Genomic DNA, 14941 nt, shown 5'->3' on the forward strand with positions numbered 1-14941 from the left:
ATGAACCTCGTTCTTCTTCGCTCCATACACTGCCGCCCGTCATTGCCTTGGGTGCGTATTGCGGTGGCCACCTTGTTCGGGCTGGTGCTTGCGTGTGGCACTGCGCAGGCAGAGCGCATCAAGGATCTGGCTAGCATTCAGGGCGTGCGCGACAACCAGCTTATTGGCTACGGCCTGGTGGTCGGCCTCGATGGCAGCGGCGACCAAGTACGCCAGACGCCATTCACGCAGCAGAGCCTGACCAATATGCTGTCGCAACTGGGGATCACCGTGCCCCAGGGCAGCAATATGCAGCTCAAGAACGTTGCTGCTGTGATGGTTACCACCACACTGCCGGCGTTCGCGCAGCCCGGCCAGTCGCTGGATGTCGTGGTGTCGTCAATGGGCAATGCCAAGAGTCTGCGCGGTGGTACGTTGCTCATGACACCGCTCAAGGGCGCCAACGGCCAAGTCTATGCGCTCGCCCAGGGCAATCTGCTGGTGGGCGGCGCGGGCGCACAAGCCGGCGGTTCCAGCGTGCAGGTAAATCAGCTCAATGGCGGCATCATTCCGGGCGGCGCCATTGTTGAACGGGGCGTGCCCACGATGTATGCGCGCGATGGCGTCATCCGGCTGGAGCTCAACAACACCGATTTTGGCACTGCGCAGAATGTCGTCGCGGCGCTGAACCGCCAGTTCGGCGGTGGGGTCGCGCAGGCGCAGGATGGCCGCGTGATTCGGCTGCAGGGTCCACGGGACCCATCCGCGCAAACAGCGTTCCTGTCGCAGGTGGAGAATTTGCAGGTCAAGCTGCCCCCGGCGCGCGCCAAAGTGATCGTCAATGCCCGCACTGGATCGGTGGTCATGAATCGTACCGTCACCATCGAAGAGGCCGCTATTGCGTATGGAAATCTGTCGGTTGTCATCAGTCGGGATGCGCAGGTCAGCCAGCCTGACACGCCTTTTGCAGGCGGCCAGACCGTGGTCACGGAGAGTACGCAAATCGAGATGCGCAGCGAGCGCGGTGGCCTGCAGCGGGTGCGCACCAGCGCCAACCTGGCGGACGTCGTGCGTGCGCTCAACTCACTGGGCGCGACGCCTCAGGACCTGCTGTCCATCCTGCAAAACCTGAAGGCTGCCGGCGCGCTGCGCGCGGATCTCGAGGTTATCTAGGAGGGGCCATGGGCTTTGTTCGTTATATTCCGCGCCCTGGCGAAGGCGCCGGCTCTACGCTTGATTTCAGCGGCCTGAATGCGCTCAGGCGCGGCCTGAAGGCGGGCGGCAACACGCCGGCCGCCGAGCGCGAGATTGCACAGCAGTTCGAGGCATTGTTCATCCAGCAGATGCTTAAGCAGGCGCGCAGCGCTGACGGCATGGGAACGCTGCTGGACAGCCAGCAGACCCGGCTGGCGCAGAGTATGAGCGACGAGCAAATGGCGCTTCAGCTATCGGAGAAAGGTATAGGCTTGGCCGAGGCACTGCTGGCGCAGATCCGCAGTGCGGGTTCGTCGGTTGATGATGCACAGTTGGGTGCGCAAGCCCCGGAGCTGGCGGCATCGCGGCTGCCCGGCCTGCGCTCGCGCATGCCCGACGAACGTAGCTATGAGGCGTCGTCCATCACCACTCTGCTCGAGAAGCTGACGGGCGGCTTGGTTCGGCGCGACTCGATCGCCGGCCGAGCCATATCGGCCATAGAGGGCGCGCCTAAGCATATCCGTGATTTCGTAGCCAGCCTTGGCGATGCCGCGCGCACGGCGGCACGCGAAAGCGGCCTGCCCGAGAAGCTCGTGCTCAGCCAAGCGGCATTGGAATCCGGCTGGGGCAAGCGCGAGATCCGCGGCGAAGATGGTGCCAGCAGCTACAACCTCTTCGGCATCAAGGCCGGTGCGAGCTGGAAGGGCAAGGTGGTGCACGTGATGACGACGGAGTACGAGAATGGCGTGCCGCGCAAGCTGATGCAGCCTTTCCGTGCCTACGATTCGTATGCCGAGTCTTTCGCCGATTATGCGCGGCTGATTACGCAGAGCACACGCTACAGCGCCGTAACTGATGCAGGTTCCGCTGAAGAAGCTGCGCGCCGGATCCAGGAAGCCGGCTATGCCACTGATCCGGCGTATGCCGAAAAGCTGATTTCCATCATGAGCTACTTCGACCATGGGACCCGCACACATCGTACATAAGGTACATAAGGGTCGTCGCACTGCCATAGACGCTGCGGCACCCTAAATTCCAGGCCCGATGTGCCGTAAAGCCTCATGTAATGATTTAACGCGCGGTGGGCCCAGGTCTGTCGCGGTTTGGAGCTGAAGCCCCCATGAATTTAGCCAATCTTGGCCTGTCCGGCCTAAATGTCGCGCAAAACCGCCTGCAGACCGTGGGCCACAATATCAATAACGCGGCAACCGAGGGGTATAACCGTCAATCGGTACTCGTCTCCACAGCGGGGGCTACCGCCACGGCTGCCGGCTATATCGGCCGGGGCGTGCAGGCGGTTACGGTGCAACGCGCCTACGACGGCTTCCTGTTCCGGCAACTGACGCGCGCGCAGACTGAGGGCGCTCGCATCGCGGCCTACGGCAACGAGATCACGCAGATCAACAACCTGTTGGCCGATCGTACCGTCGGCATCACGCCCGCGCTGCAGAAGTTTTTCGACGGTATCCAGGCTGTGGCGTCGGCTCCCGCCGACAGCGCCGCGCGACAGGAGCTGTTGGGCCGGGCCGCCAGCTTGGCCAGCCAGATCAACGACACTAACGCTTTTCTCGACGAACAGCGCAACAACGTCAATACACAGATCACCACGGTGGTCACACAGATCAATAGCTACGCCGAGCGCATTCGCGACCTGAACCAGCAAATCGTCAATGCCAAGGCTTCGGCGTCGAATCACGCGCCGAACGACTTGCTCGACCAGCGTGACCAGCTTGTTTCCGAGCTGGGGCAGCTTGTGGGCGTCAATGCCGTCGAGCAGGACGGTGTGATCAGTCTCACGATCGGCAATGGCCAACTGCTGCTGGGGGGCGATACGGTATTCCCGCTCAGCGCCCAGCCGTCCCAGGCGGATCCCGCCCGCGTAATCGTGGCCTATAGCGTGCCCGCAACAGGTGGCGGCACGCTACAGGTAGAAATGCCCGAGCACCGTGTGCAGGGCGGCAAGCTGGGAGGGCTGGTGGCTTACCGGCGCGAAGCGCTTGATGCGGTGCAGAACGACTTGGGTCGGTTGGCGGTGGGTGTCGCCACCGCGGTTAACGCGCAGCATGCACAGGGTGTCGATCTATCCGGCACGGCCGGCCAGGTATTTTTCTCGCTGAGGCCCATTACGCCCATTCCGGCGCAGGGCAACAGCGGAACGGGCGGCTTGACAGCCGTATTCAGCAGCGCCAATCAACTGACCGCCCAGGATTACTCCATTGAGCGCACCGCAACCGGCTTTACCGTCACCAGCGTCCCGGGCGGTACGGTGACCGCCATTACCGGCGACACAGGTGTCGTGGATGGCGTGGAGTTTACCTTTGACAGCACGACCCCCGTGGGCGAGAGCTGGCTGGTGCAACCCACGCGCTCGGCTGCTGCGGGCTTCTCGCTGGCATTGACCGACCCGGCGACTATCGCGGCAGCGGCAGTCGGTGCCGGCACAGCCAACGGCGACAACGCCCTGGCCATGGCCAGGCTGCAAACCGGCAAGCTGCTGGGCAATAACTCCATGAGCCTGAACGAAGCCTTCTCGCAGATCGTCAACAAGGTCGGCGTGCTGACTCAGCAGAACACCACGGAAGCCAAAGCGCAGAAGACCCTGATCGAGCAGAATTATGCCGCGCAGCAGGCAGTGTCGGGGGTGAATCTGAACGAAGAATACGTGAGCCTGCAGCGTTACCAGGAGCAGTACCAGGCAGCGGCGCGGCTGATCGACGTCAGCAGCACGCTGTTCGACACGTTGCTGGGTATGCGCAACTAAGCCGTATTCAGTCCGCGCCATAAGCGCGTGCGCCTTACGTCAATGATTGTTTAACGGGTTTTCCATCATGCGCATCAGCTCTACTCAGTTTTATCAAACCGGCCTGTTCGCTATAAATTCGCAACAGTCCGAAGTCGTGCATCTGTATAAGCAGCTGGGCAGCGGCAAGCGTATGGTCACGCCAGCGGATGATCCCTTGGCCGCCGCGCAGGCCATCAATCTCAGCCAGTCCAAGTCGCTCAGTCAACGCTATGCGGACAACCGGTCCGTGGCCAAGCAGAACCTGGGGGTGGAAGAAAATACGCTCTCATCGGTTACCACGCTGCTGCAGGACATCAAGACGCGCCTGGTCGAGGCCGGTAATGGCACCATGTCCAACGAAGACCGCGCCACGCTAGCCAATGTGCTGCGCAATGCCCGCACCAGCTTGCTTGGCCTGGCCAATGCCACGGACGGCAACGGGCAATACCTGTTTTCGGGTTCGCGCGGCGAAGTAGAGCCTTTTCAAGAAACCGGCGCAGGCGTCGTTTACAACGGTGATGCCCTGCAGCGCAATATTCAGGCCGATCAAACGCGTCTGATTCCGGGCAGCGATACGGGAACCGACGTATTCAACCGCGCAGCGCCCGGCACCAGCAGCTATCTCACGCGCGCGGGCGCTGCCAACGGGGGTACGGGTGTAGTCGGCAAGCCGCTCATTGAGAACCCGGCTGGCACGGGTATCGGCAGTACGTTCAGCCTTACCTTCACTGCTGCGCAGACCTTTGACGTAATTGTGACTGCGCCTGACGGCACCACCCAAACATATAACGGCATTGCTTACGACGCGGCCAGCGGCAGAGTTTCGCTGCCGGGCGGCATCCAGATTTCGGTGACAGGCGCGCCACAGGCTGGCGACACATTCGTGGCCGAGCCGGCGGCAGGTGCGGGCGCCGATCTCAATATATTTGACACCTTGGAAGGCATGATCGCCGCGCTTCAGCTCAACGTTCAGGATAACGCCGTCGAGACGGCGCAGTTCCAGAATGCCCTGGGGGCTACCATCCAGCGTGTCGATGTCTCTTACAACAACGTGCTCACCGTGCGTGCTTCCGTGGGCGCCCGCCTGAATGAGCTGGACGCGCTCGACGCCAACGGCAGCCAGCGTACGCTGGGTTACACCGCCCAGTTGTCCGGGTTGGAAGACCTGGATTATTACGCGGCCTCCACTAATCTCCAGCTGCGTCTGTCCGCACTCGAAGCGGCGTCGTTGGCTTTCCAGAAGATCCAGGCAACCAGCCTGTTCAATATCAAATCGAGCTGAAAATGAGCGTTTCGAACCTGCAACTCAGAAGTAGTCTGCCAGCGTTGTTGCTGGTGGTGTTTGCAGCCGCGGCGGCGGCAGTCGCCGCAGGCTGGTATGCACACGCGCAGGCGGGTGCCGTACTGGTGCAGGCGCTGGGCGAGACGGCGGCCCCTGTTGCCGCGTTTACCGAGCGCTATGCATGGCTGGACATTGCGTTCCCCCTGCTGCTGCTGCTGGCCATACTGGCGGCAGGCTTTGGCGCTGCACTGGTTGTGCGCGGCGTGCTGCGTCCGCTGGATATGGTAACGATGCAGTTCGAACGCTTGGCGGGTGGCGATCTTTCCGCACCTGAGGAGGTCGAGGTCGGCAACGAGATAGGCGCCTTGTCCCAGGCCGTCCGACAACTGCAGGAGAACCTGGCCCGCTCTGTGGTAAGTGTGCGGCGCGGCTTGCATAAGCTGCAGGATGGCGCACAGCAGATCGTCGACGGCAATACCGAGTTGAGCAGCCGCACCGAAGAGCAGGCGGCAGCGTTGCAGCAAACAGCAGCCAGCATGGAACAGCTTTCCAGCACGGTACGCCAGAACGCGGACAACGCGCGCCAGGCCAATCAACTGGCGTCGGCCGCTTCGGACGTGGCGCAGCGTGGCGGTGAATCGGTCGGCGAAGTCGTGGTGACCATGGATGGCATCTCCGCCAGTTCGCGCAAGATCTCCGATATTGTCGGTGTAATCGACAGTATTGCCTTCCAGACTAATATTCTGGCGCTTAATGCAGCGGTCGAAGCCGCTCGCGCGGGCGAGCAGGGCAAGGGCTTCGCTGTAGTCGCTTCCGAGGTACGAGCACTGGCACAGCGCAGCGCGCAGGCAGCCAAAGAAATCAAAGTGCTGATCGAGGATTCCGTCCGCAAGGTGTCCGAAGGGTCGGCGCAGGTCGAACGTGCTGGCGCCACAATGCATGAGATCGTGAATTCGGTTGCCCGTGTCACCGATATCATGGGCGAAATCTCCGCTGCCACGGCTGAACAGTCCACGGGTATCGACCAGATCAATCGCGCTGTGTCGCAGATGGATCTGGTGATTCAACAGAATGCGGCGCTGGTGCAGCGCGTTGTTGGCGCCGCCTCGGGCATGCGCGAGCAGGTCACTGGCGTAAACGGTTCTCTGCTCGAGTTCCGCACGCAGGAGCAACCAGTCATCGATATGCCCGCGCGGGACGTGCCTACCCGCGACGTGCCCATGCGTGATATGCCTGTACGCAAGGCCGCCGCACAGCCTGGGGTTGAAGAGGCGCGCGCGTCCAAGAGTCCGGCCGCCCTGGGTATAGGGGCTTCCCGTGCTAGCGCTGCTGCCGCGTCTGCCAGGAAGGTCGCAACAGCAAGCGACACACGCACGGCGCCGACCGCCCAACAGTCGTATGTTATGAAACCGGCCGGACGGGCTGGCAAATCAACGGCAGCGGAGGAGGACTGGGTCGAGTTCTGACCAGGGAGCTGCATTTCACTTATGCGGCAAGGAGGGCCGGGCCTTTTTGGGCCCGGTTGCCGCACTTGTTATAGCTAAACATCGAACAGGTACAACTATGTCGAATACGCCAGCCCAGCCCACCGCGCAGGGCAAAATCAAGAAGCGCGGGAAACGCAAACCTTTCCGGTTCAGCGACGCGAAGGTCAGCACAATGCTCATGGCGGTACTAGGAACATTCCTGGTATTGTTGATCGGCGTGGGCAGCATGGGCGCGTGGTTTCTGTCCCAAAGCCTGGACCAGATGAATGCCATGGAGCGTCAGAGCACCCGTGCGGCGCGCATTCACGCGCTTGGCCAAGCCATGATGGATGTTCGCGTGGCCCTGCTGGTGGCAGCCAATTATCAGGAACAGGCGCACAGCAAGAACGACCGCGAAATGGGGGCAAAGGCTACGGCGATGATTGCCGGTGCCGAAGCGAAGCTGGATGAAATCGGCAAGGTGTATAACGCGTTTCGCAAGGACGCACCAGAAGGCGGCGAGGCTCGCCGCCTGACAACTCGCATTGTCAGTGCCTACCAGCCGTATCTCGACGACGGCGTGACGCCTATGGTGCAGGCATTGCAGAGCAATGACTACAGCTCGTTCTATTTCATCAACAACGAGTTTGGGATGGTGCGTAGTGAGGCCTTCGAGAAAGCGGTCGAGCAATATGCGGCATACATCAACAAGGTGTATCAGGATCTCTATGTACAGGCGGAGCAAAGCTTCCAGACCGCACTAATCGCTATTGGCGCGGCGCTTGCAGTCGGTCTGATTCTGATGATTGCCATGCGTATGGTCTTCGGGCGTGTGGTGGTGCGTCGTCTGGTGCAGGCGGGCCACCACTTTGATCGCATTGCCGACGGCGACCTGACCGAACGCATCGAGGTGGGCGCTCGCAACGAGATCGGACTGCTGTATGAAGCGCTGCGGCGCATGCAAGAAGGCCTGACGCGCACGGTAAGCACGGTTCGCGCTGGTGTGGAAGAGATCACGCTGGGCTCGCGCGAGATCTTCATGGGCAACACGGATCTGAGCAGCCGCACCGAGCAGCAGGCGGCTTCGTTGCAGGAAACCGCGGCGAGCATGGAGCAGTTGTCCAGCACGGTGCGCCAGAACACCGATAACGCGAATCAGGCCGATGTGCTGGCCAAGAGCGCGTCTGAGGTTGCCGGACGGGGCGGTCGCGCGGTGTCGGAGGTGGTGCAGACCATGAACGAGATCTCGACCAGCTCAGGCAAGATGGCCGAGATTGTTGGGGTGATCGATGGCATTGCCTTCCAGACCAATATTTTGGCGCTGAACGCGGCGGTGGAAGCGGCGCGGGCCGGCGAGCAGGGCAAGGGTTTTGCGGTGGTGGCGGGCGAGGTTCGCTCGCTTGCCCAGCGCAGCGCGCAGGCGGCCAAGGAGATCAAGGTGCTGATCGAGGAGTCGCAGTTGAAGGTGCAGGCGGGCGCGCGCCAGGCGGGCGAAGCGGGCGAGATCATGCGCGAGGTGGTGGGTTCGGTCCAAGGGGTGACCACGATCATGGCCGAGATATCCTCGGCATCGCGCGAGCAGTCCGAAGGGATCGAGCAAGTGAATCAGGCGGTGGCCGAGATGGATGGCGTGGTGCAGCAGAACGCATCGCTGGTGGAAGAGGCGGCTGCGGCGGCCGGGTCGCTGCAGGAGCAGGCGACGCGCCTGAGCGATGCGGTGGCGGTGTTCAAGATTGGCCCCGGAGAAGTGATCGACATGCAGGACAAGGAACTTGCGCTGCGCGAACCCGATGCTCGTATGGCGCTGGCAACCTAAGCCAGAAAGAGGTGGGTGGCTGCGCACCTCTCATCGTGCCTGATAGCCGCGTACGCGGCTATCAGGTGGCTTCAACGTGTAGCCAGCGCGTTGGCCAATTTTGCCATGGTGCTGTAGCCCTGCTCGAAGAGATGGGCCAGAAATGGGGAGGACTGCGGCAGGACGATGGTCAGCAATACCAGGCCTGTCAGCAGGCTGATCGGAAAGCCAACTGCAAATACAGAAAGCTGCTGAGCGGTGCGGTTCAGGATGCCAAGTGCAAGATTGATTGTCAGCAAGATGATGATGAGCGGCAGCGCCAGCAGCATGCCGGACACCAGCACTTGGCTGCTCCATTCCAGCAGCACGCCCCAGCCATTGACATCCAGCGCGCCGGGCGCGATAGGCAGCACATCAAAGGTGCGCAGCACCGTACCAAGCATCAGTAAATGGCCATTGAGCGCCAGGAACAAAAGCGTGGCCATTACATTCATGATGCGCGACAGGACTGCTGTGTTGGCGCCTGTGCCTGGGTCGAAAAACGACGCAAATGAAAGGCCCATCTGCAAACCGACGAATTCGCCTGCTGTCTGCACCGCTGCAAACGTAATGCGCATGACCAGGCCTAGCGCCAGGCCGATCAATACTTGCTGAATGGCCAGCCATAAGGCCGAGATGGATGCCGTCGGAACTTGTGGAAGCGGATCGAGGGCAGGTGCAATGGCCAGTGCCAGCAGTGCCGACAAGCCCACTTTGACGCGCGTGGGGATCGAGGACTCGCCCAGCACGGGTGCGGCGCCCGCCAGCGCCATGATGCGGAAGAACGGCCACAGAAAAGCGTTGATCCAGGCGTAAAGCTGGTCGATGTTGACGTCGAGCATGGGTGCGGCCTTATCAGGAGACCAGCCCCGGGATCTGCGTCAGCAATGCCTGCATGTAGTCCACCATATTGCTGATCAGCCAGGGCCCCAGCAGCACGAGGGCGGCGCCTACGGCCAGCAGCTTAGGAATGAATGACAGCGTCATCTCGTTGATCTGCGTAGCGGCCTGGAAGATGCTGATGACCAGCCCCACGAGCAAGGTGACCAGCAGTAGGGGGCCCGCCATGATCAGTGCGAGCTTCATGGCCTGATAGGTCATGGACATGACGGTTTCGGCGGTCATGGTTCAGCACTCACTATTGGTAGAAGCTACGGGCCAGCGAGCCCAGCAACAGGTGCCAGCCATCCGCTAGCACGAACAGCATCAGCTTGAATGGCAGGGAGATAGTGACCGGCGGCACCATCATCATCCCCAGCGCCATCAGCACACTGGCGACGACCAGGTCGATGATCAAAAAGGGGATAAAAATGGTGAAACCGATCTGGAACGCGGTCTTGAGCTCGCTGGTGACAAAGGCCGGCACCAGTACGCGCAGCGGCGTGTCTTCGGGGGCCCGCAATTCGGTAATGCCCGCCATATTGGCGAACAGCGAAAGATCGGCCTCGCGCGTCTGGCGCAACATGAAGGCATGCAGCGGTTTTGCGCCCCGATCCAGGGCTTCCTGGAAGGAGATGCTGTTGGCGGCGAGTGGCTGGTAGGCGTCGGCGTAGATGCGGTCGAACACCGGCGACATCGCGAAGAAGGTGAGGAACAACGCAATGCCGATCAGCACGGAGTTTGGCGGCGCGGTGCCGGTGCCCATGGCGTTGCGCAGCAGCCCCAGCACGATGATGATGCGTGTAAAACCCGTCATCATCATCAACATTGCCGGCAGAAAGGACATCATCGTCAGCATGACCAGGGTCTGGATGCTGAGCGACCAGGTTGCCCCGCCGCCGGCATTGGGGGTGGATGTGATGGAGGGCAGCGCCAACTGGGCCGCGCTCTGCAGCGGCCAGAACGCTGCGGCAAACAGTATGATGGCGATAGCACAGGCAAGGCTGCGGCCCGCGCGGGCGGTGCGGCTCGGCTTGAAGGCGTAGCTGCGGCAGGTGGCTGCTGCGGGCATTATTGCTTCCCGAGCGCCCGCGCAAGCGCGGCCGAGAAGCGCGCGGTGGCAAATGGCTGCCTTGCGGCAGTTGTGTAAGAGCGGGCGGCGTCTTCGCCGGCATCCGATTGCCACGCCGCATCCGGTGCGGATCGCGGGGGCAGTACATGCAGCAGCGAGAGCTGCTGCGGGCCGACTCCGATCACGAGACGTGTCTGCTCGACCTCAATGATGGCGAGCGACTGGCGCGCGCCCAGGCTGCGACTGGCGATCAGGCGTATCTGCTCGCCGCCGGCGCCCCGCAGGAGCCCCGTCTTGCGGCATGCCCAGGCAACTGCCAGGATCAGCGCGACAATCAGTGTCAGGCTGCCGATCAGCCGCAGAATGGAGATATCGGTCATGTTGTAGGTCGCCGCTCAGCGGCGGCTGTTCAGGCGGCTAATGCGGTCGGACGGCGTGACAATATCTGTCACGCGGATGCCATACTTGTCGTCTACGACGACCACCTCGCCCTGGGCGATAAGGTAGCCGTTGACGAAGATATCCATGGGCTCGCCGGCCAAACCATCGAGTTCGACCACTGAGCCTTGCCCCAATTGCAGGATGTTCTTGATGGTAAGGCGCGTGCGGCCAAGCTCCACCGACAGTTGCACGGGGATATCCATGATCATGTCGATGTCGCTGTTGCCTTCCACATCGGCGTTGGCGAGCGGTTTGAATACGGGCTCCACCGCTGGCGTCGGCGTGGCAGGTGCAGCTGTGGCCGCGGTTTGTTCGGCCAGTGCGCTGGCCCAGTCGTCGGTGCCCAGTCCATCGGCCTGAGTGGTGCTGGTGCCGGCCTGCTGTTCAGCGAATGCGGCGGCCCAGTCGTCGGCGCTATTGTCGGCCGGCTGGCTGCCCTGCGGGGTGTCCTTGGATTGGTCGGTCATTGTTGAGGCTCGTTGAGTTCGGTTTCAGAGTTGGCCAGAATGCGTTTGACGCGCAGGGCGTAGCGTCCGTTGAAAGTACCGTAGCCGCATTCGAGGACTGGCACGCCGCCCACGTGCGCCTGCACGGTTGGCGATGGCTCGATAGGAAGGATGTCGCCGACCTGAAGCTGGAGCAGTTCGCGCACGCTGGTATGGATCTGGGCAAACTCCGCCACCAACTCGACGTCGGCGCTGCGCACCTGGCGCGACAATTGTTGCGTCCAGCGCTGGTCAATGTCGCCCGCGTTCGCGTCCTGAAGCGGGCGCGTGAGCAGGTCGCGCAAGGGTTCGATCATCGAGTAGGGCATGCAGATGTTCAGGTTGCCCCCCGTGGCCCCCAGCTCAATATTGAACGAGGTGGTGACGACGATTTCATTGCTGCTCGTGATGCTCGCAAACTTGGTGTGCATCTCCGAGCGTATGTATTCGAACTGTATCGGATGCACCTGCTCCCAGGCTTCGGCGTAGCTTTCCAGCGTGAGGTTGAGCAGGCGCCGGATGATGCGTTGTTCGGTAGTGGTGAAATCCCGGCCTTCCACGCGCATGCTGTAGCGGCCATTTCCACCGAACATACTGTCGATGACGAGAAAGACCAGGTTGGGATCGAACGTGAACAGGGACACACCGCGAAGCGGCTTCATGGCTACCATATTCAGATTGCTGGGCACCGGAAGGTTGCGTTCGAAATCGGAATACTTCTGGATGCGGATGGCGCCGACTGTGATATCGGCATTACGGCGCATGAAAGAAAGCAGAGTGCTGCGCAGCCTGCGTGCAAATCGCTCGTTGATGAGCTCGAGCGTTTGCATGCGGTGCCGCACGACGCGATCAGGAGACGTCAGGTCGTAAGGGCGTACACCGCCCACATTGGCACTGTCAGCCGGCGTTTTAGGCTGGCTTTCGCCGGTTACCCCGGCAAGCAGGGCATCGACTTCGTCTTGCGACAGCATGCTGCTTTGGTAGGACATTTACTGGACCACGAAAGCAGTAAACAGCACATCGCGGATGCGGGGGCCGTTGGGCTGCGGGGAGTAGGGTGCGCTGAGCACCTGCTTTAACTGGCTGACCAGGCTGGCACGTCCTTCGGGCGTCTGGATTTTTTCGGGATCTTGCAGTGCCAGCAGCCTGAGCGTGCGATCGCGGGTTTCAGGCATGTACGTTCGGACAATGCCCGCCGACGCCTGATCTTCCAACCGCAGCGTGATGGCGACATAAAGCACGCGACTGCGATGGCTATTGTCCAGCGTGACGGTAAACGGATCGAGCGGCGCGAATATAGGCGTTGCGAGGGGAGCGGTTGTTGCAGCGGATTCGGCAGTCGCGGCCTCTACTGAGCCGCCTTTGCCTAGGCCGAAATAATCAAGAACCAGAACCGTGACGCCGACACTGATTGCAACGATGAAAAGCATGGCCAGAAGCGACCTGGCGAATTTCGCGGATTTACTGGGTTCTTTCTTGGGCATGTCGCGATCGACAGGAGTTACGGGTTGGATGATTGGGCATCATGCTCGCGGCAAGGTGGGCCCGAAGGCGGATGTACACGTCGCTACGTTATTACACAAGTATCATTGTGCAGCATGGCTGCGCCACCAATGCAGGCGAATAAGGTCAGTAATCGGTGATAGCTTTCGAGATTCAGACTGTGGCTCGCATATTGCATCAGGCGAAGGTATCCACCAACTTATCGGTGGCAGGCTGGCGCGTTGGCCGCACGTGGGTGTCCGCGGACGTGGTGGTGTCAGCCTTGACCTCGGACGCCTGGCGGTTGGCCTTCGCTTGTTGCGCGGCCTGCTCAAACCCTTGACCAGCTTGGCCGTGGTCGCTGACGTTGGCCTGTCCGAGCGACAGACCAGCCTGCGAGAGCAACTGCTGCAGTTGAGGCAGTGCTTGTTCGACAGCGTTGCGTACGCTGGCATGCGCAGAAACAAAGCTGGCGTGCGCAACGCTATCGCTTACGTTCAGGATGATGCGCAGAGGGCCGAGTTCGGGCGGATCAAGCCGCAGCTCGGCAGTGTGCGGCTGCGTGTCGGCACCTTGGGCGAGAGCGACAAACTGGCGGCCAAACTCCATGGGCCATTGCGCGCTCTGCAGCGGTGCGGCAACCTGACCGCTTGCGCCATACAGGAGCGCGGATGCTGGCTGAGGCAAGCCTGCGGCGGTGAGGTTCAGGCCGGGCGGCAACAGCCCTTGCAGTTGGCTGGCATGCCCGGCGGCGGCATCGGCAGCCTCTATGGTCGCGGCGCTAAGCAGGGCATCTCCTGTTTGGCTGGCGGTAAACGCAGCCAGTGCCTGCTGCGGGTTGGCGAACGTAGGGCGGCTGGTATCGGGCGCGGTATCGTTCAGGCGCGCCTGCATGGCGCGCACGGCTCGAAAGGCGCCATCGGTCTGGATCAGACGACCCTGGACGGATGTGAGGCGTGTACCGGGATGATTGCCGGGCAGTTGCGCGGCGGTGCCGATAGCGTGTGCCGGCAGCGCGGCGGCGCGCAAGCCGCTTTCGTTGGTTGCGAGCGTTGCTGCGCTACTGAAGCTTGTCGCCGCTGGCGCGGCGAGAAGGGCTTCTTCAGGGCGCGCGCCTGACGGCGTTGCCGCCGCATGCAGGCTGCTTTGCACCGGAACGGTGTGTGTGCCCGCAGTGGCTGTGGCATCGACGCCAGCCGTATTGGTGGGCGCAGCCTCACGGCCGGCTCGCATGCCTTGCTGAAGCATTGCTGCCTGCAGCGCGATATCCAGAGCCAGGGCGGGCAAGCCTTCTGTGCCGTCGTCTTGGTCGTCGTGAGCCGCGCCGAGGTCTGGCTCGGTGGCCTGGCCGGCCGCGTCGGCGGTGCCTTCAACCGTGTCGATGGCGGCGGCGTCCTGGGGTTTTTCCGATTGCGTGTCGCGGGGTCGAGAGGCAGGAGACTGGGCGTTTACCTGCCGTGGCGCCGCCTGCTGGTGCCCAGCCAGGATCTGCGTGAATCCGCGGTCGCCGTCGGGCATCGATGCGGGCGGAGGGCTTGTTTCGGTGCGGCTGGCGGCTGACAGGGGCGGTATATTCATGGCGGCGTCGATCAATGGTTTTGTTGTTGGCGGCGACGGTACAGGATGGCCGAGTGCTCGTCGTAGCGACGCTGTTCGGCCCGGTTCTCCCGGTGCTGCAACTGTTGCTGGTGCCGCGACTCCAACGCTTCAAATGAATTCAGGCGCTTCTTCTGGTCGCGCCAATGCTCGCGGCCGGTATTCACCTGGATATCCAGCTGCGCGAGCACCTTATTCTGCTGCATGATTGCTTGATCCAAAGTGGCAATAAAGCGGTTGAAATTCTGATAGTTCGATGCTGAAATGCCCAACTCGCCGGCCCGCTGCAGGCGTTCAACGTAATCCATGCGGTAGCCCTGCAGCATCGAAAGCTGCTGTTCGGCGCTGCGCCGTTCGTCCATCAGGCCGCGTAGATGGCGCCCAGCCCCTTCCAGCCCTTCCTGGGCAAGATCGATCAGCGTTTTCAGTGATGCGCGTTCAGCCATGTT

At 61.9% G+C, this 14941-nt stretch carries 15 protein-coding genes; 6 read left to right on the forward strand and 9 right to left on the reverse strand.

The window, feature by feature from the left end; all coding sequences use genetic code 11:
- The 6 genes from LOL23_RS14545 to LOL23_RS19025 all read left to right on the forward strand — a co-directional run bounded on the left by LOL23_RS14545 (position 1) and on the right by LOL23_RS19025 (position 8519).
- Entirely contained in the window at positions 1–1152 is a 1152-nt protein-coding gene (locus LOL23_RS14545) for a flagellar basal body P-ring protein FlgI (RefSeq protein ID WP_160975640.1), read from the forward strand.
- An 8-nt stretch (positions 1153–1160) separates the two neighbouring features.
- A complete protein-coding gene (gene flgJ, locus LOL23_RS14550; RefSeq protein WP_160975642.1) occupies positions 1161–2159 on the forward strand; it encodes a flagellar assembly peptidoglycan hydrolase FlgJ in 999 nt (332 codons plus the stop codon).
- 134 nt (positions 2160–2293) lie between these two features.
- Complete coding sequence (flgK, locus tag LOL23_RS14555) at positions 2294–3934, forward strand: flagellar hook-associated protein FlgK (RefSeq protein WP_160975644.1); 1641 nt, start codon at positions 2294–2296, stop codon at positions 3932–3934.
- Between the two features lie 67 nt (positions 3935–4001).
- On the forward strand, positions 4002–5237 hold the full coding sequence (gene flgL, locus LOL23_RS14560; RefSeq protein WP_160975646.1) for a flagellar hook-associated protein FlgL: 1236 nt from the start codon (positions 4002–4004) through the stop codon (positions 5235–5237).
- 2 nt (positions 5238–5239) lie between these two features.
- A complete protein-coding gene (locus LOL23_RS14565) occupies positions 5240–6703 on the forward strand; it encodes a methyl-accepting chemotaxis protein (RefSeq protein ID WP_160975648.1) in 1464 nt (487 codons plus the stop codon).
- A 97-nt stretch (positions 6704–6800) separates the two neighbouring features.
- A complete protein-coding gene (locus LOL23_RS19025; RefSeq protein ID WP_160975650.1) occupies positions 6801–8519 on the forward strand; it encodes a methyl-accepting chemotaxis protein in 1719 nt (572 codons plus the stop codon).
- Between the two features lie 71 nt (positions 8520–8590).
- On the opposite strand, the gene fliR is transcribed toward LOL23_RS19025, so the two are convergent.
- The 9 genes from fliR to fliJ form a co-directional block, all read right to left on the reverse strand.
- Positions 8591–9379, reverse strand: coding sequence for a flagellar biosynthetic protein FliR (gene fliR, locus LOL23_RS14580; RefSeq protein WP_237173795.1), 789 nt, complete (start codon positions 9377–9379; stop codon positions 8591–8593).
- A gap of 13 nt (positions 9380–9392) precedes the next feature.
- Complete coding sequence (gene fliQ / locus LOL23_RS14585) at positions 9393–9662, reverse strand: flagellar biosynthesis protein FliQ (protein WP_237173796.1); 270 nt, start codon at positions 9660–9662, stop codon at positions 9393–9395.
- 13 nt (positions 9663–9675) lie between these two features.
- Entirely contained in the window at positions 9676–10488 is an 813-nt protein-coding gene (gene fliP / locus LOL23_RS14590) for a flagellar type III secretion system pore protein FliP (protein WP_160975656.1), read from the reverse strand.
- A complete protein-coding gene (gene fliO, locus LOL23_RS14595) occupies positions 10488–10868 on the reverse strand; it encodes a flagellar biosynthetic protein FliO (RefSeq protein ID WP_160975658.1) in 381 nt (126 codons plus the stop codon). The genes fliP and fliO overlap by 1 nt, the downstream gene beginning before the upstream one ends.
- A gap of 15 nt (positions 10869–10883) precedes the next feature.
- Positions 10884–11396 (reverse strand): flagellar motor switch protein FliN, encoded by a 513-nt coding sequence (fliN, locus tag LOL23_RS14600; RefSeq protein WP_160975660.1) that lies wholly within the window; start codon positions 11394–11396, stop codon positions 10884–10886.
- A complete protein-coding gene (fliM, locus tag LOL23_RS14605) occupies positions 11393–12403 on the reverse strand; it encodes a flagellar motor switch protein FliM (RefSeq protein ID WP_160975662.1) in 1011 nt (336 codons plus the stop codon). Before fliM ends, fliN begins: the two co-directional genes overlap by 4 nt.
- A complete protein-coding gene (locus tag LOL23_RS14610; RefSeq protein ID WP_160975664.1) occupies positions 12404–12898 on the reverse strand; it encodes a flagellar basal body-associated FliL family protein in 495 nt (164 codons plus the stop codon). It lies immediately after the preceding gene.
- A 196-nt stretch (positions 12899–13094) separates the two neighbouring features.
- Positions 13095–14474 carry a flagellar hook-length control protein FliK gene (locus LOL23_RS14615; RefSeq protein WP_237173797.1) on the reverse strand — a complete coding sequence of 460 codons (1380 nt, stop codon included), beginning with the start codon at positions 14472–14474 and terminating at the stop codon, positions 13095–13097.
- 11 nt (positions 14475–14485) lie between these two features.
- Positions 14486–14938, reverse strand: a complete 453-nt coding sequence (gene fliJ, locus LOL23_RS14620) for a flagellar export protein FliJ (RefSeq protein WP_160975668.1) — start codon at positions 14936–14938, stop codon at positions 14486–14488.
- Positions 14939–14941 lie beyond the last annotated feature (3 nt).

Origin of the sequence: Paracandidimonas lactea (assembly GCF_021653995.1) — a bacterium.
Taxonomy (GTDB): domain Bacteria; phylum Pseudomonadota; class Gammaproteobacteria; order Burkholderiales; family Burkholderiaceae_B; genus Allopusillimonas; species Allopusillimonas lactea.